Annotated in this window: 24 protein-coding genes and 1 tRNA gene; 8 read left to right on the top strand and 17 right to left on the bottom strand. The window is 61.7% G+C overall.

Features of this window, described 5'->3' with window-relative positions:
- Positions 1–104: 104 nt before the first annotated feature.
- The 3 genes from G7A66_RS02970 to G7A66_RS02960 form a co-directional block, all read right to left on the bottom strand.
- On the bottom strand, positions 105–1,175 hold the full coding sequence (locus G7A66_RS02970; RefSeq protein ID WP_206675036.1) for a phosphatase PAP2 family protein: 1,071 nt from the start codon (positions 1,173–1,175) through the stop codon (positions 105–107).
- Between the two features lie 480 nt (positions 1,176–1,655).
- Positions 1,656–1,732, bottom strand: a tRNA-Arg gene (locus G7A66_RS02965).
- 63 nt (positions 1,733–1,795) lie between these two features.
- Positions 1,796–2,203 (bottom strand): (deoxy)nucleoside triphosphate pyrophosphohydrolase, encoded by a 408-nt coding sequence (locus G7A66_RS02960; RefSeq protein ID WP_332310474.1) that lies wholly within the window; start codon positions 2,201–2,203, stop codon positions 1,796–1,798.
- Positions 2,204–2,281: 78 nt separating this feature from the next.
- Between G7A66_RS02960 and G7A66_RS02955 the strand changes: the two genes are divergently transcribed.
- Together G7A66_RS02955 and G7A66_RS02950 are read left to right on the top strand one after the other, a co-directional pair.
- Positions 2,282–2,464: a Flp family type IVb pilin gene (locus G7A66_RS02955; protein WP_174294226.1), complete on the top strand. Its 183-nt coding sequence runs from the start codon at positions 2,282–2,284 to the stop codon at positions 2,462–2,464.
- Between the two features lie 107 nt (positions 2,465–2,571).
- A complete protein-coding gene (locus G7A66_RS02950) occupies positions 2,572–2,757 on the top strand; it encodes a Flp family type IVb pilin (protein ID WP_174294225.1) in 186 nt (61 codons plus the stop codon).
- A gap of 99 nt (positions 2,758–2,856) precedes the next feature.
- On the opposite strand, the gene G7A66_RS02945 is transcribed toward G7A66_RS02950, so the two are convergent.
- The 5 genes from G7A66_RS02945 to G7A66_RS02925 all read right to left on the bottom strand — a co-directional run bounded on the left by G7A66_RS02945 (position 2,857) and on the right by G7A66_RS02925 (position 8,400).
- The gene (locus tag G7A66_RS02945; RefSeq protein ID WP_232366608.1) at positions 2,857–4,359 is read right to left on the bottom strand and encodes a M48 family metalloprotease; all 1,503 of its coding nucleotides are present in this window, start codon (positions 4,357–4,359) and stop codon (positions 2,857–2,859) included.
- A gap of 121 nt (positions 4,360–4,480) precedes the next feature.
- Positions 4,481–5,428 carry an acetyl-CoA carboxylase carboxyltransferase subunit alpha gene (locus G7A66_RS02940; RefSeq protein ID WP_174294224.1) on the bottom strand — a complete coding sequence of 316 codons (948 nt, stop codon included), beginning with the start codon at positions 5,426–5,428 and terminating at the stop codon, positions 4,481–4,483.
- An 11-nt stretch (positions 5,429–5,439) separates the two neighbouring features.
- Positions 5,440–6,333 carry a tyrosine recombinase gene (locus G7A66_RS02935; protein ID WP_332310475.1) on the bottom strand — a complete coding sequence of 298 codons (894 nt, stop codon included), beginning with the start codon at positions 6,331–6,333 and terminating at the stop codon, positions 5,440–5,442.
- A 22-nt stretch (positions 6,334–6,355) separates the two neighbouring features.
- A complete protein-coding gene (locus tag G7A66_RS02930; protein WP_269748144.1) occupies positions 6,356–8,248 on the bottom strand; it encodes a hypothetical protein in 1,893 nt (630 codons plus the stop codon).
- Positions 8,245–8,400, bottom strand: coding sequence for a hypothetical protein (locus G7A66_RS02925; protein WP_174294222.1), 156 nt, complete (start codon positions 8,398–8,400; stop codon positions 8,245–8,247). The genes G7A66_RS02930 and G7A66_RS02925 overlap by 4 nt, the downstream gene beginning before the upstream one ends.
- A gap of 107 nt (positions 8,401–8,507) precedes the next feature.
- Here G7A66_RS02925 and G7A66_RS02920 point away from each other — a divergent pair, with 107 nt between their 5' ends.
- Positions 8,508–9,107: a shikimate kinase gene (locus G7A66_RS02920; RefSeq protein ID WP_174294221.1), complete on the top strand. Its 600-nt coding sequence runs from the start codon at positions 8,508–8,510 to the stop codon at positions 9,105–9,107.
- Positions 9,098–10,207, top strand: a complete 1,110-nt coding sequence (gene aroB, locus G7A66_RS02915; protein WP_174294220.1) for a 3-dehydroquinate synthase — start codon at positions 9,098–9,100, stop codon at positions 10,205–10,207. Before G7A66_RS02920 ends, aroB begins: the two co-directional genes overlap by 10 nt.
- A gap of 42 nt (positions 10,208–10,249) precedes the next feature.
- Here aroB and G7A66_RS02910 read toward each other — a convergent pair whose 3' ends face one another.
- The 9 genes from G7A66_RS02910 to pgi form a co-directional block, all read right to left on the bottom strand.
- A complete protein-coding gene (locus G7A66_RS02910; RefSeq protein WP_174294219.1) occupies positions 10,250–12,283 on the bottom strand; it encodes an acetyl-CoA carboxylase biotin carboxylase subunit in 2,034 nt (677 codons plus the stop codon).
- A gap of 2 nt (positions 12,284–12,285) precedes the next feature.
- Positions 12,286–13,296: a biotin synthase BioB gene (bioB, locus tag G7A66_RS02905; protein ID WP_174294218.1), complete on the bottom strand. Its 1,011-nt coding sequence runs from the start codon at positions 13,294–13,296 to the stop codon at positions 12,286–12,288.
- Positions 13,297–13,366: 70 nt separating this feature from the next.
- Positions 13,367–15,523 carry a methylmalonyl-CoA mutase gene (gene scpA / locus G7A66_RS02900; RefSeq protein ID WP_408609231.1) on the bottom strand — a complete coding sequence of 719 codons (2,157 nt, stop codon included), beginning with the start codon at positions 15,521–15,523 and terminating at the stop codon, positions 13,367–13,369.
- Entirely contained in the window at positions 15,520–16,305 is a 786-nt protein-coding gene (locus G7A66_RS02895) for an enoyl-CoA hydratase-related protein (RefSeq protein WP_174294217.1), read from the bottom strand. Before G7A66_RS02895 ends, scpA begins: the two co-directional genes overlap by 4 nt.
- Entirely contained in the window at positions 16,305–16,754 is a 450-nt protein-coding gene (gene mce / locus G7A66_RS02890; RefSeq protein ID WP_174294216.1) for a methylmalonyl-CoA epimerase, read from the bottom strand. Before mce ends, G7A66_RS02895 begins: the two co-directional genes overlap by 1 nt.
- Before the next feature lie 79 nt (positions 16,755–16,833).
- The gene (locus G7A66_RS02885) at positions 16,834–18,366 is read right to left on the bottom strand and encodes an acyl-CoA carboxylase subunit beta (protein ID WP_174294215.1); all 1,533 of its coding nucleotides are present in this window, start codon (positions 18,364–18,366) and stop codon (positions 16,834–16,836) included.
- A gap of 121 nt (positions 18,367–18,487) precedes the next feature.
- Entirely contained in the window at positions 18,488–19,516 is a 1,029-nt protein-coding gene (locus G7A66_RS02880) for an NAD-dependent epimerase/dehydratase family protein (RefSeq protein WP_174294214.1), read from the bottom strand.
- Between the two features lie 67 nt (positions 19,517–19,583).
- Positions 19,584–20,930, bottom strand: coding sequence for a glutathione-disulfide reductase (gor, locus tag G7A66_RS02875; protein WP_174294213.1), 1,347 nt, complete (start codon positions 20,928–20,930; stop codon positions 19,584–19,586).
- An 86-nt stretch (positions 20,931–21,016) separates the two neighbouring features.
- Positions 21,017–22,585 carry a glucose-6-phosphate isomerase gene (pgi, locus tag G7A66_RS02870; RefSeq protein WP_174294212.1) on the bottom strand — a complete coding sequence of 523 codons (1,569 nt, stop codon included), beginning with the start codon at positions 22,583–22,585 and terminating at the stop codon, positions 21,017–21,019.
- Between the two features lie 124 nt (positions 22,586–22,709).
- On the opposite strand from pgi, the gene lepB reads away from it, so the two are divergent.
- The 4 genes from lepB to G7A66_RS02850 form a co-directional block, all read left to right on the top strand.
- Positions 22,710–23,543, top strand: coding sequence for a signal peptidase I (lepB, locus tag G7A66_RS02865; RefSeq protein ID WP_174294211.1), 834 nt, complete (start codon positions 22,710–22,712; stop codon positions 23,541–23,543).
- On the top strand, positions 23,540–24,205 hold the full coding sequence (gene rnc, locus G7A66_RS02860; RefSeq protein WP_174294210.1) for a ribonuclease III: 666 nt from the start codon (positions 23,540–23,542) through the stop codon (positions 24,203–24,205). Before lepB ends, rnc begins: the two co-directional genes overlap by 4 nt.
- Positions 24,202–25,107, top strand: coding sequence for a GTPase Era (gene era, locus G7A66_RS02855; RefSeq protein ID WP_174294209.1), 906 nt, complete (start codon positions 24,202–24,204; stop codon positions 25,105–25,107). Before rnc ends, era begins: the two co-directional genes overlap by 4 nt.
- 68 nt (positions 25,108–25,175) lie before the next feature.
- A partial coding sequence (locus G7A66_RS02850; RefSeq protein ID WP_174294208.1) for a helix-turn-helix domain-containing protein occupies positions 25,176–25,468 on the top strand: 293 nt, incomplete at its 3' end.

Below are 25,468 nucleotides of genomic sequence, written 5' to 3'. Positions count from 1 at the left end.
ATACCGGCTCTGACGGGACTGCGGCATTTCGGCTCATTCAGTTGTCGAGCCACCAAATTGATACAAAGGCGTCTTTGGTTATCGCAAGAGAACGATCTGCTGTTTCACACGTGTTGGCGCGCAGCGATTTGCTCGCGCTTCGTGTCCCATGTTTCGACAACCTTGCCCGAGGCTTTCCACAAGAACGCAACGAGCAGAACCGAAACCAGCCCATCGACCGCATAGTGATAGGCGAGGTGCACTGACCCCACCCAGATGATCAGGAAGAAGGCAAAGAACCATCTTCCGGCCCTGGCCGACACCTGCCGAATGCCCAGCCAGAACAGGAATGCCACTGCAACATGCATGGATGGCATGGCCGTAATGCCGGCGCCAAATCCCGGGCCCTTCTCAAGGTGATTCTGCAGCAGGCTACTCTGCATATCCAAGACAACGATTTTGAACTGCTCATTCGCCTGATGAAGATACGCCATCTGATCGGAAAAATGCTTGTCGCCCGTGATGGCTTCCAGAAAACAGGGTCCGACACTCGACATGCCGGCGGCTACCAGAAACCCGCCCACGAACCACATCAGCATGAAGGTGAGCAGGTACTGCCTGCGAATGGCATTCGCCCGCTTAAGATAGATGAAGATGAGGCTGCCGGGATAAATCAGTCCAAACCACGCATGATAGAGGATCGCCAGTGCTGCCGTGATCGCCGGATATCCGATCAACGGCTGAAGAAGCCTCCAGGGATCGGTTCCAAAAATTGCGACATCCCATCCGATCAGCGCTGCATCCCAAGTGTAGGAATTTACAAGCGGGATCAGCGGCTTCAGAACGGCGAATAACGGAAGAAAGGAGATGAAAACGAAAAGCAGAGGCAATCTATTGATGAACAACGCGCTCATCTCGGGGCTGGTATATCGCTCCTTCAGAAAGCCAATGGGGCTTTTGGGACGATGTTTCCAAAGCTGGACTGTGCCGTCACAGACGAGAAACAGCCCGAAACCCTTTAGATACAAGTCGAGGTTGGTGTAGATGACGGCTGCCGGGAACGGCATTCCGTGACGTGAAACAGCGGCGACCGTCGCCAAGAGTATGACGAGGAAGCACAGATAAACTGGAGCGTTAGCGCCCGGCCCAATCCAGTGGACCTTCGACCGCATCCCCTGTCTGACCGCTTCCTGCATCGCATCCGTTCCCCCGTGCCTTCCGATCCCTTACGACAAACAGTTAACAATTCTGTTGATCTGGATGGTCGAACCGACGGAACCGGAAATCATATTGATCAAAGCTCTGATGGGAAGGGCGACAGCGCGAAACGTTTAACAAAGAACGACGAGCGCATTGTGCGTTCGCGAACAGGTGTAGAAAGTCCGCGCGCTCCCGTTGGACCAACGAATAAGCTTTGTTTCAATGCAGCGTTTGAGCTGTGAGTGCTGACGACGCAGGCCTAGGCAGAGCAAGACCCTACCTCCTGAGCGCGGCCGATATGAGTTCATCGAGCCGAGAAGTGCAGACTACACCGCCCGCAGCCGATCATGCGATCACGCGCTACAGGCGGTGTGCCGAACACAATCGATAGCCGAGAAAGCGGCGCAGTTGCAGACGAGCCAATCGCCCATCTGATGTTAGCGAAAGCTTCGCAAAATTCGCTGATCTGAAGATTGTGGTGCGCCCGGAAGGATTCGAACCTCCGACCCCTTGATTCGTAGTCAAGTACTCTATCCAGCTGAGCTACGGGCGCTTTGGAGCCGCGGCCTATATGGACCATCCTCACGGTTGGCAATCCCCCTCGGCGCTCTTTTCGTCAAAAGAGCCGTGCGGCGAGATACCTGTCCAAGGGCGCCAGCGGTAGGGGAAGCAAGGTTTCCGAAGTGTGCCATCCGATTTGCGCGCCTTCTGTCGATCTTGGCTGGCCGCTGAATTCGGACAGTTTGTAAAGTAGTATTACAAGCGGGCGGTCCTGCGCGTCCTCACCTTCATCGGCAAAGCCGACAGGGACCAATTCAGTCTCGTCTGCGCTGATCCCGAGTTCTTCGGCAAGTTCGCGAATCAGCGCAGAACGGGGCTTTTCGCCCGGCTTGACCTTGCCGCCGGGAAACTCCCATAGCCCGGCATGGTGCTTGCCCTCTGGTCGCTGCTGCATAAGCGCGCGGCCCTGAGGGTCCAGTATCGCGGCCGCGACGACAGGCACCCATGTCGGCAAATTTTCCACTTGTATCGCTCCCTTCAACTATTTGTTAAATGTTCTCGATCAGAAAGACATCAATCAGATCGTCTCGAGGAAAGTTGTGTGGCACTGTCGCAGTTCCTGACTGAATTAGGGAAAGACAATTCCGGAGCAACTGCCGTCGAGTATGGGCTGATAGTGAGCCTTGTCGTAATCGCCTGCATATCCGCCATGTCATCGGTAGCCGATGAAAAATACGGACTGTGGGCCACGGTTTCCGACAAGACTACAGCGGTAATGCAATAACGGTCGGCAGATTTTACAACTTGTAAAGAAGTAGACCTTATTACCGGATTTGCTCAAGCCCAGGACGGTTAGAGCGGGTTAACGAAGACTGAACCAGGAGACACCAAATGAAGTTTTTCAAGAATCTGATCGCCGACGAGCAGGGCGCAACCGCAATCGAATACGGCCTGATCGCAGCACTTATCGCTGTTGCAGCGATCACAGCTATGAGCGGCCTTGGTACCCAGCTCAGCAGCACATTTAATGATGTAAGCGGCCAACTCGCAGCGGGCGAATCGACCGCCACGCCGTAATCGAGTTCATCTAACTACAAGCAAGTGGAACCGGCGGGGAGCAATCCCCGCCGTTCTCATGTGCGCATCGAAGTTATGCACAAGCCCTCAAAAACATCCTCACCTACTTCGCACCACAATTTTGACCTTTTGCCCGGCCTGCACCGTATCGGTGGACGAAAACCCATTCAGCACACGAAACCGCGCTTCCTGTGCATTGGGATAGGCCATTCGGTTCGCTAAAGTGCGCACCGTATCACCCGCCCCAACCGTCACGATGTCGAGGCGACGCGGAACGATCGCATTCGCTTCGGCCTGGCTGATCCTCTGCATCGAATTGAACATCGGTCCGAACACATTTGTCCTCCCGGCCGGTGCTACGGCCTGGAAGTGGAAGGCTTGATTGTTGCCGAATTCATAGGCGAAAACCGTCAGATCCGTCGCCCCGCCCTGCGCATTCACCCGCGCTGTCCCATAGGCCGCCGGAATGCCGTTGATCGTGGTCCGCTGGATTGACTGCGGCGTGATCTGCTGTTGCTGCCCGCCCAGCGTCGCGAATACCTGCCGGACATAGGCTTCGATGTTGCCGTTATATTGGCCGGTAGTAAGCTGCGCCTGGCCGCTCTGCCCGTTGATTGACACCGCTCGTGTCCCATTCACCATGTAGAACCCATTGGGTGCGGTAAACTTGAGCCGGAAGTCCGGATGAAGGAACTGCTGCCCCTCGATCACACCCTGCGCAGGATCATCTCCATAAACCAGACCATCGATGTTGGTGAGGAAAGTGTCGCGATTGAGGATACCGGTACCCTGCGCCATCTGTAGCGCGTTCTGCACGCGGCTGGCAGGGTCAGGGTGAGTCGATGCCCATTGGGGGATGGTCGCGTCGCGGCCCTGAATCTGCGCATCCAATGCATTCTGTGCCGCCAGATTGGCGAGAACCATGCCCATCGCGCGCGGATCGTATCCGGCGGAATTCAAATATTGAACACCCAGCCTGTCTGCCTCGAGTTCCTGGTTACGTGAGAAGCTCAGGGTCAGAAGCTGCGATCCCTGAAGGAACCCGCGCGACAATGTGTCGCCAAGGCCGGTATCGCCCAGCAGCACACCGGAGAGAATCGCCAGACCTGCGCCTGCAAGCGTGTTTCGCTGGGTGGCAGCTTGGCGCCGCTGCGAATGGCGGGCGGCAACGTGGCCGACCTCATGGCCCAGCACAGCCGCTAGTTCGGCTTCATTGTTCATCAGCGCGACGAGTTGGCGAGTCGTATAGATGTAGCCGCCCGGGATCGCGAAAGCGTTGTTAACGCTGGAATTCACCAGCCGGACCTGGAAATCCTCGCGCGCATTGCCCAGCCCGGATTGAACGGCAATGTTCTTACCGACCTGCTCCACGTAATCGGCATGACGCCCGGTCATGCGGCCGCCGAATTCCGCCAGCAGCTGCGGATCGGCTTCTGCGCCCTGCTGCGCTTCGGACTGGCTGATCGGCGTATTGGCGCTGGGTATGTTTCCGCCGCCGACGGCGGCACAGCCGCCCAGCGAAAGTGCGAGTGCGGCGCTGGATGCCAGCGCCATGAGTTTAGGGGCGATCCGTTCAGGCAGTTTAGTCTTGGTGAAGCTCATCGATATTTTCCTCCATGAAACGCACCGCGTATCGCCCCGCCAGTGCCTTGGTATTGTATGGAAGAAGCTGTCAGGAGCGCGTCTGGTTCCCGCTGCGCCAGAGGGTCGGTTCAAACTGGGCCTAGTTCGTCCCGATCGCCAGGAATCGATCTTCGCGAATGCGCCGCAATTCGTCGGCGGGCTTCCCGACCAGCGCATCCAGTTCTTCGCCGATCGCCTGGCCCAGTGCGCTTGCCGCGCCCGCCGGGTCGCGGTGAGCGCCGCCGACCGGCTCCTCGATGATGCGGTCTATCACGTTCAGCTGCGCCAGTTGCTGCGCCGTAATCTTCATCGCCTCGGCAGCATCGGGCGCCTTTTCCGCCGTTCGCCACAGGATCGAGGCACATCCTTCGGGAGAGATGACCGAATAAACGGCATGCTCCAGCATCAACACCCGCTCCGCGCTGGCGAGCGCGACTGCACCCCCGGATCCGCCCTCACCCACGATGGTAGCGACCATGGGCACGGGCAGGGCGAGGCAGGCTTCCGTCGATCGGGCGATTGCCTCAGCCTGACCGCGTTCTTCCGCCTCGATTCCCGGAAACGCGCCCGAGGTATCCACCAGCGTCACAACCGGCAGACCGAAGCGGCCCGCCATCTCCATCAGCCGTATGGCCTTGCGATAGCCCTCAGGCTTGCCCATGCCGAAATTGTGGCGAATGCGGCTTTTCGTATCGTTGCCCTTTTCATGGCCGATCAGCATGACGCGGCGACCGTTCAGCTTGGCAAAGCCGCCGAGAATAGCCTCGTCTTCACCATAGGTGCGGTCGCCGCCGAGCGGCATGAAATCATCGAAAATCTGTTCGACATAATCGCGAAAATGCGGCCGCAACGGGTGGCGCGCCACCTGCGTTTTCTGCCACGGAGTCAGATTGCAATAAGTATTCCTGAGGAGATCGGCGCTCTTGAGTTCGAGGCGCTGCAATTCATTGCTGATGTCCACATCATCGCCCTCTGCGGCGCTGCGCAGTTCGGCGATGCGGTTCTCCAGTTCGGCGACGGGTTTCTCGAAGTCGAGGAATGTTTTCATGGCCAGTGGCGCTAGTCCGAAAGGGTGCGATCCGCAAGCGGGTGCCGTTCATTCACCAGGCCGACCAATCTTGCGCTATCGACATGGGTGTAGATCTGGGTGGTTGCGATGTCCGCGTGGCCGAGCAGAGTTTGCAGCACTCGCAAATCCGCCCCGCCCTCGAGCAGATGCGTGGCGAAAGCATGGCGCAGGACATGCGGGCTGATTTTTGCCGCCGGGATGTCGGCCCTTGTGGCCAGTTCCTTCAGCAGTTGGAACAGCCGGACGCGCGTGAGGTGACTTTTTCCCGATGGAAACAGGAAGTCGGAGCCTGATTTGCGCAGCTGAACCCACCGGGCAAGAACTTCGGCCGCTCGCCCGCTGACCGGCACCATCCGCGCCTGCCCGCCCTTCCCGGTGACGGTGAGGAATGGCGCATCGCGCGGCACCGCCGATAAGGGCAGCGATACGAGTTCCGTGGCGCGTAGCCCGGAGCCGTACAGCAGTTCCAGCATGGTCAGGGTGCGCAAAGGCGCCGGAGAATCGGCCCTCGCCTCATCCTCGGCCTGCGCGAACAATGCCGCGACTTGCTCGTGATCGAGGATACGCGGCAGCGGCCTTCTGGCGGCGGGGCGCGGCAGATGGGCGCTGGGGTCGGCAGGAATGACCCCCTCATCCAAGAGAAAGCCGTAGAACTGGCGCAGTGCGGAGCATTTCCTGGCGACTGTCGCCGGAGCGAGATCGCGCCATGCGGCGCCAAGCTGCTTCATGTCCTCCGCGCAGGCCGACGGCAGAGACCCGAGAAGTTCTTCCGCGCCCTCCAGGTCTCGGCGGTAAGCTGCAATCGTGTTTGCCGCCGCTCCCCGTTCTGCCGAAAGCATAGCAAGAAAGTCCTCGATCAATGTCGCCCCCGTCGCGCTGGCGATCCGATCAAGACCCGCCTGCCGATCACCCCCGTGCCACGGCCTCCGCAGCAATCATGCGCGCTTCCGCGTCCAGACCGGCGGCATTCAGCGCCGCAACGATATTGTACAGATGGCGCGGTGTCATGCGTTCCCATCCTTCGCCCTGCATGCCAAGCGCGGCCAGATAGGACACGAGGACAGGATTTTCATAGCGGCCCGCCTGCCCGATGGCCCGGCTCCACTTCGTCTCACGCGCAAGACCGAGACCCAGCCGCTGCGACAATTCCGAAGCGTCGCCGGGATCGAGACGGCCCAGCCCAGCCAGCCCCGCGATCAGGAACCTCGATTTATGTTGGCGATCGCTGGCATCTTCATCGATAAATTCATCGAGCGCACCCAGTGAAATCGACCCCTGTGATCCCGGTTGCGCCACTGCCAGCAGCGCCCAGGCGTTGCCGCCCTGCGGCACGAATGGCTCCCACTCCATGGCGTCACGGTCAAGGCCTGCCGTCAGCATGGATGCGATGAGCGGAAAGGCGCTCTCGGCCAGTTCTTCCGTCGGAGTGACTCTGGCCGCCGCGTAGGCGGTAAGCACCTGCATGGCGTAGTTCGAGCCTGCCGATGCCCATATCTCGCGGATGGCGGCTAGCCGCGCCGCCGGATTGTTGCCGACATAGGCCGTGCGCAACTGCCGCGCGATTTCGGCGGAGGGGTCGTCAATGTCACTCAATTCGTAGATCATCGAGTACAGATCGACCATTGCGGCAGACGACAGAATGCCTTCGCGAGCCGCCCGCTGCGCGCCCGCTGCGCGCTGTGGCAGCGGCAAGGACGCGGTCGTCGCGGCGACACGCTCGTAATAGGGTCCCGCCGAGGTCATCAGCCCCTCGGGCACTTCCTCGCTCAACGCATTGGCCAGCGCGAACCGCCAGGGGTTCAGCTCGTCCACATTGTCCCACTCGATATTCACTGCGCGCCGGCTCCGCCCTGCCGCTCCGGCATAGCGCTGGGCCAGCAGGACATCGATCGGCGGCGCGATCCCGCGGGAGAACGCCCGTTTCAGATCGCGTTCCGCCCTCGCCCCCTCGCCAGCAAAGGCGTTGCAGATCCCTTGCAGCAATTGCCACTGCGGATCGTCACGGCCGCTCTGCAACCGCACGGCCGGGCAGGCACCAGTGATGTCCGACGTAGCCAGATACGCCTGAAGTGCCGCTTCGGTCAGCGCGGGATTGTAATTGGCCGTATCGACGTCCTGAACCAGAGCCCTTGCGGCAGAGTGTTCGCCAATGGTGTTCAGGGCGGCCGCGCGCATCGCCGCAAACTCGACCGGGTTCATACCGGCAGGCGCAGCAAGACGGCTGGAGAGAGCGCGGCGGAGCAGGATGTGCCCCCATCGCGAGACCAGCGGCCCATCTACATTGCGCAAAGCAGCGCGGACCAGAGACGCTGGTTGGCGCGCCAGTGAGGCAGAGGGCATGCCGCCTTCGGTTGGCGCGATCAGGCCGACCTGCGCCAGCGATCGCTGCGCTTCAGGCGGAATATCCACTTTCGGCCGCAGACCGAACAGCTGGTCCAGCTCGTCCGTGGACATGTTCTCAAGCTCGCGCAAAGTCGGCAGGCCGTCGGGCAGCTCTGCCAGTGGCGCTGATGGCGCAGAAACTGGCCGCGAGGGCTGTTGCGGTTCAGGTGCCGGGCTGGTTGGAACCTGCTGAATGACCGGCGAACTCGTCGCGGTGGGAACCGGCGACGGAGAAGGTGCAGGCCTTGGTGCCGGAGTGGGCGACGGGGCAGGCGCCGGGGTGGGAGCGGGCGCAGGGTTGCGGAAAACCGGCGGCAGGAGGCTTTCCGGCGCGGCCTGCAACTGCGGTCCGAACAGGCCGATCATCGATCCCGCCACCAGAATGGCGGACGTGGTTGTCAGTAGAAACTTCTTCATCGTGCCTGCTCCGGCAATTCGACAGGCTGGGTGATCGGGCGAACAGGTTCCTCTCCGCCGTCGAACCATGCGTAGATCAACGACAGTAGAAGCGCCAGCGCAACCCCGAGCGCGACCGCTTTGCCTCTGCCGATATCCGCATTCTCGTTCAAGCTTCGACGGAACCGCCAATTCGCCATTTCTTGCACAAGCCTCTTCGCACGCAAAAACAGGCACGCCCTAGCCGATTTGCACGGGCGCATCTATAGTCGCGCAGATCATGATATCCACCCGCCCCATACGATCCGGCAATAGCAGCGAAGCGCCTGTCATTACGCCGGCCGAGATTGGCGCGCTCGCCCGGAGGATCGATCGACCGATCGTCCTGATCGGGCTGATGGGGGTTGGCAAGAGCACGGTAGGGCGCAAGCTGGCCGACCTGCTCGACACCGGCTTCATCGACGCGGACGAGGCTATCGAGACCGCTGCACAGCGCAGCGTTTCGGAAATATTCGAGGCTCATGGCGAAGCTTACTTCCGCGATGGAGAGCGGCGCGTCATCGCACGGCTCATGGCCGAAGGACATGGCGTCATTGCCACCGGCGGCGGGGCTTTCGTGGATGCGGAAACCCGCGCAATGATCCTAGACCATGGCGTGACCGTCTGGATACGCGCGACAGTCGAAACTCTCGTCAAGCGGACCGGTCGGCGTAACAGCAGACCCTTATTGCGTGATGGCGATCCGCAGGCGATCCTGAACAGGCTGGCTGACGAGCGTGATCCGCTTTATCGGCAGGCACCTATTCATGTGAACAGCGAGGAAGGGCCGCATCACGCGACAGCGCTGCGCATCCTGGAGGGTATTGAAAGGTGGCTGTGATTTCCGTCGCGCTCGAAGGGCGGCCCTACGAGGTACACGTCGGCACAGGCTTGCTCGACAAGGCAGGTGTTATTGCTACACCTTTCCTTCGGAAAAAGGTCATCCCTGTCGTCGCCGATGTGAATGCCCGCCGCCTGCACGGGGACAGATTGGCGGGCTCACTGATGAAGGCGGGCCACGAGATCGCCTGGTTCGAAGTCCCTTCCGGCGAGCCTTCGAAAAGTTGGGATAATCTGCGCAAACTGACTGACTGGATGCTGAGCCTTGGGGTGGAGAGAGGCGATCATGTGCTGGCTTTTGGCGGCGGGGTCGTGGGCGATCTGACTGGATTCGCCTCGGCCATTCTAAAACGAGGCTGCGGGTTCATACAGCTTCCCACCACCCTACTGGCGCAAGTGGACAGTTCAGTTGGGGGAAAAACCGCCATCAACAGCGCGGCAGGCAAGAACCTGATTGGCGCTTTTCATCAGCCCTCGCTCGTTCTCGCTGACATCTCCTGCCTCGAAACCCTGCCACCGCGTGAACTGCGGGCAGGCTATGCCGAAGTTCTGAAATATGGCGTTTTGGGCGATGCCCAATTCTTCGACTGGCTGGACGAGCATGGCGACGCGGTACTGCGGCTCGATGTGCAAGCCGCACAACAGGCCGTCGCGCATAGTGTGGCGGCCAAGGCCGCCATTGTCGCCAGGGATGAAAAGGAGACAGCGGGAGCGCGCGCGCTGCTCAATCTGGGACATACCTTCGGCCATGCTCTGGAGGCCGAAACGGGATTTTCCGATCGCCTGCTGCATGGCGAGGCCGTGGCGCTGGGCATGGTGCTGGCTGCGCGCTATTCGGCACGGCGGGGTTTTCTGCCGAACGAGGCCGCGCACCGGCTGACCCGCACAACGGACAAGGCAGGGCTTCCCGCGGAAGTCAGCGCGCTGGGCCTGACCTGCGATGGCGAAGGACTGGTCGAACACATGCTGCATGACAAGAAAATGGATGGCGGTACCCTGCCCTTCATCCTGCTGCGCGACATCGGTAATGCCTTCGTGACGAAGGATGTCGAACTATCCGACGTCGCCCGCTTTCTAGATGAACAGCTGCAGGCGCACTAAGCGCCTTTCCCATGGAGCCGGGTGTGTTGGAGTGCCCCGGATCTATTCCAATTCTAGGATGATTTCGTCCACTGCGAGACTGTCGCCTTCGCCCGCCTTGATGCTGGCGATGACGCCTTCCTTTTCCGCGCGAAGAATGTTCTCCATCTTCATCGCTTCCACGGTCGCCAATGGCTGCCCGGACTGCACGGTTTCGCCTTCCTCGACATGCAGCTTAACCAGAAGGCCCGGCATGGGGCAGATCAGCAGGCGGGAGAGATCGAGCGGCACTTTTTCGATCATGTGTTCGGCCAGCGCCGCTATGCGCGTGGGGAGGACACGGGCTTCATGTGCCGCACCGCGCGTCGTCATGCGATAACCGGTTCGCGTAGGGGCAAGCTGCAGCGTCAGGCTGTCGTCGCCTACCTCCACTTCGATCATGCGGTCGCCGGGCGTATATTCCATCATGATTGGAATTTCGACACCATCCACGGTGATGGCGTCTTCCTCCATGACAATGGCGTAATCGCGCCCGCCGAGTCGCACCGTCCAGTCGCCCGTCGGAGTTGCACGATCTGCCAGTGCCTGATCAATGCGGCCTGCGCGATCCTCGTCAGCCGTGGCGATCACCCCCGCGATTGCCGCAAGATTGCGCAGCAGATGGTCGCTCGCGGCGGCACCTGCGAACCCTTCCGAATATTCCTCGGCGATGAATCCCGTCGTCAGATTACCGCTGCGGAAGCGCGGATGCTGCATGATGGCGGACAGGAAATCGACATTGTGGCCGAGACCTTTGATGCGGAAAGCATCCAGCGCCTGGACCTGCAAATCGGCAGCGGCGTCGCGCGTCTCGCCCCAGGTCACCAACTTTGCGATCATGGGATCGTAGAACATAGATACCTCACCGCCTTCGCGCACGCCATCATCAATGCGGATGCCGCCGCCGTCCACATGGACGCCGCGCCCGTCGTAGGTTTCGGCATCGCTGGCCCAAGGTTCGACCGGCGGATCGTAATGCACCAGACGCCCGATGCTCGGCAGGAACCCGCGATAGGGATCTTCGGCATAAACGCGGTTCTCGATGGCCCAGCCGTCGATCTTCACGTCGTCCTGCGTCATCTCCAGACGCTCACCAGCAGCGATGCGGATCATCTGTTCGACGAGATCGACGCCCGTGATTGCCTCGGTAACGGGATGCTCCACCTGCAGGCGGGTATTCATTTCAAGGAAGAAGAAACTGTCGCCCGTCTTGTCTGCGCCCGAAACGATCAGTTCGACCGTGCCGGCGCTATGGTAATCGACGGCTCTGGCCAGAGCGATGGACTGCTCGCCCATCTTGCGGCGCATTTCAGGGCTGACGAACGGCGAAGGCGCTTCCTCCACCACTTTCTGGTGGCGGCGCTGGATGCTGCATTCGCGTTCGTTCAAATAGATGAGGTTTCCGTGCTTGTCGCCCAGTACCTGTATTTCGATGTGACGCGGATCCTCGATGAACTTTTCGATAAACACGCGCTCGTCCCCAAAGGAATTCAGACCTTCGCGCTGTGTCGCCTCGAAGCCGTCCTTTACATCCTGGTCGTTCCAGGCGAGGCGCATGCCCTTCCCGCCGCCGCCTGCGCTGGCTTTCATCATCACCGGATAGCCGATGCGGTTCGCCCATTCGAGCGCTTCCGCCGTGTCCGCGATGGCTCCGCCGGAGCCGGGGACGACATTCACACCGGCCTGCTCGGCCAGCTTCTTTGATTCGATCTTGTCGCCCATCGCGGCAATTGCGCTGGCCGGCGGGCCGATGAAGGCGATGCCCGCGTCGTCCAGCGCCTCGACGAAACTGGCCCTCTCGGACAGGAAGCCGTAGCCCGGGTGAACCGCTTCCGCGCCGGTCTGCTTACAGGCGGCGATGATCTTGTCTGCCAACAGATAGCTTTCGGCAGCAGGCGCGGGGCCGATATGAACCGCCTCGTCAGCCATCTGCACGAAAGGCGCGCGGGCATCCGCATCGGAATAGACCGCGACGGTCGCAATGCCCATACGGCGCGCGGTCTTGATGACCCGGCAGGCAATTTCGCCGCGATTGGCGATCAGGATTTTCTTGAACATCGTCATTCCGCAGGCTCCAGGTTCTTCTGCTGACGCAAGGGCTCCTCGCCCTTCAGCGCGGTCAATCCCAGCTTGGCAAACAGCGCTTCGTCGCTGTCGTCGCCCGCATTCGGAGCGGTCAGCAGCTTGTCGCCGGTGAAGATCGAATTCGCACCCGCCAGGAAGCACAAGGCCTGCGTGGCCTCGCTCATGCTTTCGCGACCGGCGGAGAGGCGCACCATGCTCAGCGGCATGGTGATCCGCGCGACTGCGACAGTCCGGACGAATTCGATATCGTCGATCTTGGCGAGGGGCGTGTCGGCCAGCATGTCGCCCAGCACCGTGCCTTTCACCGGCACCAGCGCATTCACCGGCACGCTTTCGGGATGCGCGTTGAGAGTGGCGAGAGTGTGGATGAAGCCGACACGATCCTGCCGCGTTTCGCCCATCCCCACGATGCCGCCGGAGCAGACGTTGATGCCTGACTTGCGCACATTATCGAGCGTTTCGAGCCGTTCGTCCATTGTGCGAGTACTGATGACGCGCTCGTAATATTCCGGGCTGCTGTCGATGTTGTGATTGTAGTAATCCAGCCCTGCCTCGGCCAGCATGTCCGCCTGCTTCGGCGTCAGCATGCCAAGCGTCATGCAGGTTTCCAGACCCATTTCACGCACGCCTTTGACGATCTCGACGATCTTGGGCATGTCACGGTCCTTGGGATTGCGCCAGGCGGCACCCATACAGAAACGCTGGCTGCCCTGGTCCTTGGCCTGTGCAGCGCGCTGGAGGACCAACTGCACCTCCATCAGCTTGGTCGCCTCGACGCCGCTATCGGCCTTCACCGACTGGGAGCAATAGCCGCAATCTTCCGGGCACCCGCCGGTCTTGATCGACAGCAGAGTGCAAAGCTGCACCTGCTCGGGCGGATGGAACTCGCGATGAACGGTGGCCGCGCGAAAGAGCAGCTCGGTAAAGGGGAGGTCGAACAGTTCCGCAATCTCTGCGCGGGTCCAGTCGGTGCGAATTTGTGTCACTTAGCAAACTGCCTTTTCAATATCAGAAGCACTTTGCACCACAGGGGCAGCAAAGGTTCTTCACTCTCTATCACTCCGCCGCCTCGTCCAGATCCTCACCCGCAGGCGGCATGTTGTGGCCGAGCAGGCGCAGCACGTCCGCCGCGCATTCGACCACGTTGCTGCCCGGGCCGTAGATGCCCTGCACCCCGGCATCGCGGAGGAAGTCGTAGTCCTTCTGCGGGATCACGCCGCCAGCAATGACCTTGATGTCGGCGCGGCCCACTTCCCTAAGCAACCCGATCAGTTCGGGGATCAGCGTCTTGTGGCCTGCCGCAAGGCTGCTGGCGCCGATTGCATCGACGTCGTTCTCCAGCGCCATGTCACGCGTTTCCGCAGGCGTCTGGAACAGTGGACCGGACAATACCTCGAAACCCATGTCGGCAAATGCTGACGCAATGACATTAGCGCCGCGATCGTGTCCGTCCTGCCCCATCTTGGCGACCATCAGCCTGGGCGCGCGGCCAAGGCGTCGTTCGACTGCCTTTATGCCTTCGACTACCTGCGCGTAGCGATCGTCGCCTTCATAAGCTTGCGAATATATCCCGCGTACCGGCGTCGGCATGGTGTCGTAGCGCCCGAACACGTCTTCCATCGCCGATGAGATTTCGCCTAGAGTGGCGTCGTGGCGGGCGGCTTCGACAGCGAGCTGCAGCACGTTGCCCCCGCTTTTCGCGCCTTCGGTCAACGCCTGCAAAGCGGCACGGCATGCCGACTCGTCGCGCCCCTGGCGGACCTTCTCCAGCCTTGCGATCTGGCTCTGGCGCACGGCGTGGTTGTCGATATCGAGCGTGTCGATCTCGTCTTCCTTGTCGCGGCGGTATTTGTTCACGCCCACGATTACCGTTTCGCCCCGGTCGACACTCGCCTGCTTGGCTGCGGCGGCGCTCTCGATGGCGGCCTTGGGCTTCCCGCTGGCGACATATTCCGTCATGCCGCCAGCCGCCTCGACCTCACCCAACATCACTTTCGCCTCGTTCACCAAAGCGGCGGTGAGGCTTTCAATGTAGTAGCTGCCGCCGAGCGGATCGGCGACATTGGTGATGCCGGTCTCTTCCTGGATCACCAATTGCGTGTTGCGGGCGATACGCGCCGAGAAGTCTGTCGGAAGGGCAATCGCCTCGTCCAGCGCGTTGGTGTGCAAGCTTTGCGTGCCGCCCAGCACCGCCGCCATCGCTTCGATCGTGGTGCGGATGACGTTGTTGTAAGGGTCCTGCTCCTGCAGGCTCACCCCACTGGTCTGGCAATGCGTGCGCAGCATCTTCGACTTGGGATCCTGCGCGCCGAGGTCGATCATCACGTCGTGCCACAGGGCACGGGCCGCGCGCATCTTGGCGATCTCCATGAAGAAGTTCATGCCGATGCCCCAGAAGAAGGACAGGCGCGGCGCGAAGACATCGATGTCGAGGCCCGCTTCCATGGCGCGCTTGGCGTATTCCTTGCCATCCGCGATCGTGAAGGCGAGCTCCTGCACCGCCGTCGCCCCGGCCTCGTGCATGTGGTAGCCGCTGATCGAGATGCTGTTGAAACGCGGCATGTTGGCCGAAGTATAGGCGATGATGTCCGAGACGATCCGCATGCTCGGTTCGGGCGGGTAGATATAGGTATTGCGGACCATGAACTCCTTAAGAATGTCGTTCTGGATGGTCCCCGACAGCTTCTCCTGGCTCACGCCTGCGCGTTCGGCAGCGACGATGTAGAACGCCATGATCGGGATCACCGCGCCGTTCATCGTCATCGACACGCTCATGGTGTCGAGCGGGATCTGGTCGAACAGAATTTCCATGTCGCGCACGGTGTCGATGGCGACACCGGCCTTGCCGACATCGCCGGTTACGCGGGGATGGTCGCTGTCATATCCGCGATGGGTCGCGAGGTCGAAGGCGACCGACAGGCCCTTCTGCCCGGCCGCGAGATTGCGGCGGTAGAAAGCGTTGGATTCCTCGGCAGTCGAGAAGCCGGCATATTGCCGGATCGTCCAGGGACGACCGGTGTACATGCTGGCATAGGGGCCGCGCGTATAGGGCGCAAAGCCGGGCATTCCAGGGTCGAGATCGGCAGTATCCGCACTGGTGTACAGCGGCTTCACCGCAATGCCTTCCGGCGTGTGCCAGGTGAGGTCGCGGCCTTTGACTTCCCTGTCGGCGGCGGCCTGCCAGTCGGACGGGGTGGAATCCTTGCTCATCATTTCCCTTTGAAAGTAGGCTTGCGCTTGGCGAGGAAGGCCATGCCGCCTTCCGCAGCATCGGCAGAGGATCCCGCCAGCCGCTGGCCTTCGGCTTCGGCGTTCAGCGCCTCGGCGAAAGAGGCCTCCAGCGCGGTCAGCAGGTTGCGGCGCATGGCACCATAGGCGACCGTCGGGCCGGTGGCGAGGCGCTGGGCCAGAGCAACGACCTCGCCCGTCAGCTGATCGTCGGCCACGGCCTTGTAGATCATGCCCCAATCCTGCGCCTGCGCGGCGCCGATCTTTTCGCCCAGCATCATCATCTGCGTCGCGCGCGCTTTGCCGACGAGGCGCGGGAGCATCCAGCTTGCGCCGCCATCGGGCACGAGGCCAATGTTGACGAAGGCCTGCAGGAAATAGCCGGACTCCGCCGCGATGACAAAATCGGCGACCAGTGCGATGGAGCAGCCGACCCCGGCAGCGGGGCCGTTGACGGCTGAGATGACGGGAATGTCGAGCCGCGCCAGTTTCATCATCAGCGGATTGTACCGGGTGGCAAGCGCGGCATAGCTGCCCTGCCCGCCATTCACGGGACGGTCTCCGCGCGCCGCCAGATCGGCCCCGGAACAGAAAGCGCGGCCCTCACCTGTCAGGACCAGCACACGGGCGCCGTCCAGCCGGTCGAGCGCGTCCATCATCTCGTCCGCCATATCGAGCGAACAGGCATTGAGCCGTTCCGGCCGGTTCAGCGTCAGCCGCGCGATGTTGTCGGCGATGTCAAAGCGGATCGTCTGGTAATCGGCCATCAATGCGTGCCCTCCCCGGCTGATTTCGGCGTTTCCATGATCTCGGTCAGTTGCCCCATCATGTCCTTCGGGTGAAGGAAGAAGATCGGCGTGCCATGCGCCCCGATGCGAGTAGGGCCGAGGATGCGCTTGCCCTTGCCCTCGAACCACGCACGCGCCTGAACGATATCCTCGACCTCATAGCAGACATGGTGCTGCCCACCGAGCGGGTTCTTCTCCATGAACCCGCGCAGGGTGGAGCCCTCCCCGAGCGGCTCGATAAGTTCGATCTGCGTGCCGTTCACGCCGCTATCCGTCGCCGTGTTGACGAAGCAGACCTTCACCCCCTGTTCGGCCAGGTCGAACGCTTCGGTGATGTCGGTCGCGCCCATGACCTCGCGATAGTAGGCGATGCTATCCGCAATTGAGGGCGTCGCGACGCCGATGTGGTTGAGGCGGCCGAGTTTCATGGCTTCATTCCTGGTTGGCAGCGGATGAAAGAAAGTGGCTTGTAAGCGCGAGAAAGCCGAAGGAGGACATCAGCCAATCCTACAACGGGATATTGTCATGCTTCTTCCACGGGTTCTCCAGCGCCTTGCCGCGTAGCTTGCGCAAGCCTTGCGCGATGCGACGGCGGGTGTTCCGCGGGTAGATTACCTCGTCGATATAGCCGCGGCTCGCGGCCACGAAGGGGTTGGCGAAGCGGTCTTCATATTCCTTTGTCTTTTCGGCAATCTTTTCGGGATCGTCGCGGTCCTGGCGGAAGATGATCTCCACCGCGCCCTTCGCACCCATCACGGCAATCTCGGCAGTGGGCCACGCATAGTTCAGATCGCCCCGCAGATGCTTGGACGCCATGACGTCATAGGCACCGCCATAGGCCTTGCGGGTGATCACCGTGATCTTGGGCACGGTCGCCTCGGCATAGGCGAACAGCAGCTTCGCGCCGTGTTTGATGATGCCGTTATGCTCCTGCCCCGTGCCGGGAAGAAAGCCCGGCACATCGACGAAGGTAAGGATGGGAATGTCGAAAGCATCGCAGAAGCGCACGAAACGCGCGGCCTTTTTCGATGAATTGATGTCGAGTACGCCTGCCAGCACCATCGGCTGATTGGCGACTATACCGACCGTGCGCCCCTCCACCCGGCCGAAGCCGCACAGGATGTTCCCGGCATGGGCGGGCTGCACTTCGAAGAAGTCGCCTTCGTCCAGCACCTTGGTGATGACCTCGTGCATGTCATAAGGCTGGTTGGCATTGTCGGGGATCAGCGTGTCGAGGCTTTCCTCAACCCGGTCCCACGCATCGTCAGTGGGGCGTTCGGGCACGCCTTCGCGGTTCGACAGCGGCAGATAGTCGAAGAACCTGCGCGTCTGCAGCAGGGTCTCGATGTCATTTTCGAATGCGAGGTCGGCGACGCTGGTCTTGGTCGTATGCGTCACCGCACCGCCGAGTTCCTCCTGCGTCACCACCTCATTGGTAACCGTCTTCACCACGTCGGGGCCGGTGACGAACATATAGGACGAATCCTTCACCATGAAGATGAAGTCAGTCATTGCCGGGCTGTAGACCGCACCGCCCGCGCATGGCCCCATGATGAGGCTGATCTGCGGCACCACGCCCGAAGCCAGCACGTTGCGCTGGAACACTTCGGCATAGCCGCCGAGGCTGGCGACCCCTTCCTGGATGCGCGCACCGCCGCTGTCATTGAGGCCGATGACCGGCGCGCCGTTGCGCAGCGCCATGTCCATCACCTTGCAGATCTTTTCCGCATGCCGCTTCGACAGGCTGCCGCCGAAGACGGTGAAATCCTGGCTGAAGACATAGACGAGGCGGCCGTTAATCGTGCCGCTGCCGGTCACCACGCCGTCGCCGTAGAACTTCTGGTCTGCCATGCCGAAGTCGACAGCGTCATGTTCGACGAACTGGTCGTATTCCTCGAAGCTGCCTTCATCCAGTAGCACGTCCAGCCTTTCGCGCGCTGTCAGCTTGCCCTTCGCATGCTGAGCGTCGATCCGGTTCTGCCCCCCGCCCATCCGGGCTGCGGCGCGGCGACGTTCGAGTTCGGCGATATTGGCGGACATTGGCGATCCTGCGTCTGGCATGCCGCTGCGTTCGGCACGGGAGGAGAAACTTACGCCGACCGCCTAGCGAGTGGCGCGGTGCAGCGTCAATAGCGCCGCCGTGCGGTTTGCCGGGAAGCGCTCAGACCTTGACGATGCCCTGATAGATCAGGCTGCGCGCTGTATCCACGATCGTCTGCGTCGAATCTCGCATCGTCCAGCCCAGCACATCCTCGGCATGACTGGAATCGATCACCCGGACCCGGCCCCGTTCCGTCTTCAGCTGCCGCATTTCAGGCATGAACACCGCAAGGACCGGCACGGCGAAATTCGGCATGCGGCTTGTGGGTACCTTACGGGTTTCGCGTTCGGGTAGCCGGTTGCGCAGGATCTCGGTTATCTGCTCGAGCCATATGAACGGACCAGAAGCCGCAAAACGTTCGCCGCGAACCTTGACGGCATCGGCTTCAAGCGCCTTCACATGCAGGGAAGCGACATCGCGCACATCCACGATGCCGACGCCGACATGCGGAATCATCGGCATCGAACCATCGAGAGCCTTCTTCACGAACTGGATGGACGTCGACAGGTCTTCGTCATGCACGGGGCCAAGGACAGCCACGGGATTGACCGAGCAATAGACCATCTCAGGCGCATTGTCGCGGACCCAGTCGCGTGCGGCGAACTCGGCTAGGGTCTTGCTCTTCGCATAAGGCGCGACTTTCGGGTCGGTTACGTCGGTCCAGTCGGTATGGTCGAAATGAGTCTGCTCGCTGTCATGGCCATAGGCGATGGCCGCCGCGCTGGACGTCTGCACGAAGCGGGTAACACCGGCTTCCTTTGCAAAGCGCAAGACGCGCAACGTGCCTTCACGTGCGGGGCGGATCAGTTCATCCTCGTCCTTTGGCACGCCCATCGGAAAGGGCGAGGCGACATGGGCAACCGCATCGCAGCCCTTCATCGCGTCGGCCCAGCCATCATCCGAAAGCAGATCCGCCTTCATGATCGCCAGATCGTCGCCCGCTCCGGGAAACCGGCCGCGCAAGCGGCCACCCCCCGCCGCCATGTCGCGCACGGTCGTCCGGACCTTCCAGCCGCTGTCCAGCAACTGACCGATCAATTCGCCTGCGATGTAGCCTGTGCCGCCCGTGACCAGAACCGTACCTGACATGTGCTTCTCCTTCATTCGCGTCCGCATTGGTGCATTGTGAGGTTGAACGCATGACAGTCCGGATCGTTCAGCGCATCAGGACAAGCTCTTCCGCCATGGTCGGGTGAATCGCGACCGTATTGTCGAAATCCTGCTTCGTCAGCCCGGCCTTCACCGCAACGGCGGCGGCTTGCATGATTTCCGGCGCGTCCGGGCCGATCATGTGCACGCCGACAATCCGGCCGTTCTCACCGTCGCAAACCAGCTTGTAGAGGCCGCGTTCGTTGCGCCCTGCGACCACGTTCTTCATGGGACGGAAATCGGAAGTGTAGACCTTCACGCTGCCCAGGCTGTTCCGCGCTTCCCCTTCGGTCATGCCGACAGCAGCGATGGGCGGGTGGCTGAATACGGCGCTGGGGACATGATCGTAGCTGACCGAGGTCGGCTCGTTCCCGAATACCGTATCGGCAAAGGCCTGCCCCTCGCGAATGGCGACGGGGGTGAGCTGTATCCGGTCGGTCACATCGCCCACGGCGTAGATGTAATCGACGCTGGTCTTGCTGAACCGGTCGACCTTTACCTCGCCCTTCTCTCCCAGTTCCACGCCGACATTTTCAAGCCCGAGATCTTCCGTGTTCGGAATCCTGCCGGTTGCGAACATCACGCAATCGACTTCGATATCTTCATGGTTCGTCATTGAGACACGCAGGCAGCCGGCGTCGGTCTTTTCGATCCCCTTGAATTCGGCGTGGAACTTGAAGTCGATGCCCTTCATCATGGATATCTGCAGCAGCCGGTCGCGGACCTGTTCGTCATACTGGCGCAGCAGGGTGTCACTGCGATTGATGATGGTCACATGCGTGCCGAATTCGTTGAAGATCCCGGCAAATTCATTGGCGATGTAGCCGCCGCCTGCGATCAGGATACGCTCGGGCAATTTGTCGAGGTGAAACGCCTCGTTGCTGGTAATGCCGAGTTCGTGGCCGGGACATTCCGGCACATGGGGACGGGCGCCGGTGGCAATGAGGATGTGCCTGGCCGTAACCACGGTGCCATCTGCCAGCGTGATCTCGTGATCGCCGGTGATGCGGGCGCGCTGGTGGATGATCTCCACGCCGTGGTTCTCGAGAGTGTCCTTATAGAGGCCGTTCAGACGATCGACGTCGCCAAGGACATTGTCGCGCAGCTTGATCCAGTCGAAAGTCGGGTTTTCGACAGTCCAGCCGAATTTCTGGCAATCCTCCAGATCCTCGGCAAAATGCGCGCCATAGACAAGCATCTTCTTCGGAACGCAGCCACGGATGACACAGGTGCCGCCGACCCGATATTCCTCTGCCACGGCGACCTTTGCCCCATGCGCAGCGGACACGCGCGAGGCGCGCACCCCGCCCGATCCGGCGCCAATGGTGAAGAGATCATAATCATATTCGGCCATGCAATACTCCTGTTCGCCCACGCAATCCCGGGCGATATGGGCGAGCGGCACCCGAATGCCAACAGGAGCGCCGATCTGGGGCCGCCTCAATCCAGCCCGGCAGCCTTCAGCAACCCCCGCGTTCCCGCATCGAAATCGCCCTCGCCTGCCTCGATTTCCTTCGCCATGCGTTTGCCGAGTTCCACCCCGAACTGGTCGAAAGGGTTGATGCCCATCAGCACGGCATCGGCGAAGGTGCGGTGTTCGTGAAAGGCGATGAGCGCGCCCAGGGTTGCCGCATCCAGATCGTCGCACAGGATGGTGGCGCTGGGCCGGTCACCGGGGAAATGGCGCGCGGGATCCTTGCCCTGCTCGCCCGCCATCAGCGCCGCCCCTTGTGCGAAGCAATTGGTCAGAAGGATGCGGTGATGCGCCGGGTCGAGGTCGTCTCCGGGGGCAATGCTGGCGATGAAGTCCACCGGCGCCAGATGCGTGCCCTGATGCAGCAGCTGAAACACGGCATGCTGAGCGTCGGTCCCGACACCGCCCCAGGTGATCGCAGCTGTAGGGCCGGTCACCGGGTGCCCTTCGGCGGTCACCCGCTTACCGTTCGATTCCATTTCAAGCTGCTGGAGATAATCGGGAAACAGCGCAAGCCGTTCGTCATAGGCGAACACCGCGCGGGTCTGGCAGTGGCGGATTTCAGCGTAGTATCGATCAGCGAAAGCGGCGCGCAACGGCAGATTTTCGCGCCCCTCCATATCGCGGAAATGTTCATCGACAGCCCGAGCGCCAGCAAGGAATTGCGCGAATTCGTCCCAGCCCACCGCTAGCGCCAGCGGAAAACCGATGGACGACCAGAGCGAATAGCGTCCACCAACCGCAGGGGAAAACGGCAGCACCCGCGTTTCGTCGACGCCCCACTCCACGGCCTTTTCAGGCGAGGCGGTCAGCGCAATGACGCGCCCCTGCGGGTCGGCAACGCCATTGTCGCCAAGCCATTTCAGCGCGCTGGCCGCATTGGTCATGGTTTCGATGGTGGTGAAGGTCTTGCTCGCCACCGCGATCAGTGTCGTGGCCGGGTCGCATGCCGCAAAGGCCGCTTCCAGCGCGAGCCCGTCGATGTTCGACACGACATGCACGTCCACAAGCGCAAGATCGCGGGTCAGCGCGTCTACTGCCAGAGCAGGGCCGAGCGCGCTGCCGCCGATACCAATATGGATGAGGTGCCTGACCTCTCCCAGCGCGCCTTCGTGTATCGCTTCGACCAGCAGCTTCATCCGGCGGTGCAGTGCCGCCGCTTCCTCGGTGGCCGCATCGTTGCCGATGCCGCGCTGCGCGATGTGCTCGGCGGGCCGCCCTTCCGTCACATTGACGATGTCGCCAGCGAACAGCGCCTCGCGCGCCGCTGCAAAGTCCATGACATCGGCAAGTTCCTCGAAGTCGCCGAGCAATGTCGCGTCTAGATGCGTTTTCGACCAGTCGCACAGCATTCCGGCTCGGGGCGCATCGGCCCCGTCGTCGCCAGCTTCGCCAACCGGCCATTCGATCCGGCTCGCCAGGGTGGCAACGCGGTCCTTTTCGGCCCGGAACAGTTCCTTCAGGGTCAGGACCTGCCGCTGAGCGATCCGGTCCTTGATATCCTGCGATTTCGTGGACTGCGTCGGGTCGCTCATCGAATTTCCTTTCCTACCGTGCCTTACGGCGACTAGGGAATGCCGCCATGATTTGGAAGGATGAAAAGGGCACCACCCCGATGATGCCGCACAGCCGCTTCAGCCCGGCAACAGGCGGCCGTTCGTGAGCGAACCCGCAGTCGCCCCGGCGGAGCAAGCACCCGCAACGCACGAAGACAGCAAGGCGAAGGAAGAGGAAAACTTCTTCATTTTCGTCCTGAAGCTGGCGCTGATCGTGGTGATCTTCCGCAGCTTCATCTTCTCGCCCTTCAACATCCCCAGCGAAAGCATGCTGCCGCGCCTGATGAACGGCGATTACCTGCTCGCCTCCAAATGGTCCTACGGCTACACCAGCAATTCTCTACCTTTCAACGCACCGCTGATACCGGGCCGCATTTTAGCAAGTGCCCCCGATCCCGGCGATGTCGTCATCTTCCGCCACCCTGTCGACGGGACCGATTACATCAAGCGGGCCATCGCCATGCCCGGCGACACCGTGGAACTGCGCGACGGCACGGTTTATCTGAACGGGGAGGCTCTGCCTCGCCGCCGCCTCGACGATCTGCTGGTGCCGATCTCGGCGAACACCGACTGCCATCCCGCCGCGCAGGTCGTGCGTGTGGAGGGTGCACTGTTCTGCCGCTACATCCGGTTTGAAGAAACCCTGCCGAGTGGCCGTTCCTACGAGATCATCGACCTTGGCACCGGCCCTGCGGACAATTTCGGACCGGTGATGGTGCCCGAAGGGCATTTCTTCGCCATGGGCGATAATCGCGACAATTCACAGGACAGCCGCTTCCCTGCCGCGCCCGGTGGCGGCATCGGCATGGTGCCGATGGACAATCTGGTCGGCCGGGCCACCGTTCTGATGTGGTCCACCGACGGATCGGCGGAATGGCTGCTGCCCTGGACCTGGTTCTCCGCCGCTCGCTGGAGCCGCATCGGGGATCTCATATGAAGACCGAAGCCCTGCAGTGGCTTGGCAGGTTCGGTATCGAGCCTTTCGATCAGAGCCTCTGGAAACAGGCGCTGACCCACGGCAGCTACGGCCCCGACGAACCGGATTACGAGCGGCTGGAATTTCTCGGTGACCGGGTTCTGGGCATCGCCATCGCGGACTGGCTCTACCAGCGCAACACCGGCCCAGAAGGCACTCTCTCGCAGCGCCTGAATGCCTTGGTAAGCCGGGCCACCTGCGCGCGCGTGGCGCGGCGCATCGGCTTGCCGCCGCATATCCGCATGGGCAAGCAGGCGCGCGAGGACGGCGGCGCGGAAAGCGACAACATCCTGGGCGATGTAATGGAAGCATTGCTGGGCGCGAGCTTCGTCGAGCGCGGGTTCGAACCCACGCGGGACTGGGTCCGCACCATCTGGGCGCCCGAGGTCGAGGGGAAAGCCGGCACGGCCAAGCACCCGAAATCGGCCTTGCAGGAATGGGCCGCCGGCAATCGGCGCAGAATGCCGGAATATGAGGTGGTGGACAGGTCGGGTCCCGATCATTCCTCGCAATTCACCGTCAGGGTCAGCGTAGCGAACGTGGGCGAGGCACAGGCCACCGCATCAAGCAAGCAGGAGGCGGAGACCGCCGCTGCCAAGGAATTCATGGAGCGTTACGGATGAACGAGCAGGAACAGCCCTATTGCGGCGTAGTCGCGGTGATCGGTGCGCCGAATGCCGGTAAATCGACGCTGGTGAACCAGCTGGTCGGCCAGAAGGTCGCCATCACCAGCGCCAAGGCACAGACCACCCGCGCCCGGCTGATGGGCATCGCGCTCGACGGGCCGGTGCAGATGATCCTTGTGGACACGCCCGGCATTTTTGCACCGAAGCGACGCCTGGATCGCGCGATGGTCAGCGCCGCCTGGGAAGGTACGACCGAGGCCGACGCGGTGCTGCTGGTGGTCGACCCGGTCAAGCAGCGCCGCCACGAGTTGGAGCCGCTGCTCACCGCCCTGAAGGAACGCCCCGAACGCAAGCTGCTGGCTCTGAACAAGGTGGATATCGCGGCGAAGGAGCCGCTGCTGGCGCTGGCGCAGGATCTTGGCAGCAAGGTCGAGTTCGACGAGATATTCTTCATATCCGCGAAAACGGGTGACGGGGTTGCGGGCCTGAAACAGCATCTGGCCGGTCAGATGCCGCCGGGGCTCTGGCACTACCCCGAAGACCAGGTTTCCGATGCAAGCGAACGCCTGCTGGCGGCCGAGATCACCCGCGAACAGCTATACCAGCAGCTGCACGAGGAACTGCCCTATGACAGCGCAGTGAGGCCGGAAAGCTACACCGAAAGGCGCGATGGCAGCGTCGAGATCCGCCAGCAGATCGTCATCGCCCGCGAAAGCCAGCGCCCCATCGTGCTCGGCAAGGGCGGGCAGCGCATCAAGGCCATCGGCGAGGCTGCGCGCAAGGAACTGAGCGAGCTGCTCGGGCGCAAGGTTCACCTGTTCCTGCATGTGAAGGTCGACGAACGCTGGGCCGACGACAAGGAGATCTTCGAGGAAATCGGCCTCGACTGGGGCCAGTAACAACCTTCACTAGTCACCTGGAACTGTAATTCATATCATTGATTCAGATCCAGGTGAGGAGATGAGCGATGGTAGGTCGGCAGGCGGACGCGGTGGTGTTAACAGGCGAGGAACGCGATTTCCTCGAGACGCAGGTTCGGCGGCACAAAACCCCGCGGTCGTTGTCGGATCGGTGCCGGATGATCCTGCTGTGCGCAGATGGCTCGCAAAGCAAGGAGGTCGCCGAGCGGCTCGGGGTGCACGAGCACACGGTCGGGAAGTGGCGCCGCAGGTTCGTAAAGGACCGGATCGAGGGGCTCACCGACGAGTACCGGCCCGGCCGCCCGCGAACCGTCTCCGATGAGCAGGTGGCAAAGGTGAT

The organism is Alteripontixanthobacter muriae (assembly GCF_013336795.1).
Lineage (GTDB): Bacteria > Pseudomonadota > Alphaproteobacteria > Sphingomonadales > Sphingomonadaceae > Pseudopontixanthobacter > Pseudopontixanthobacter muriae.
Note: the sequence above shows the minus strand (reverse complement) of the source record. Positions and strands in the feature narration are given on the sequence as shown.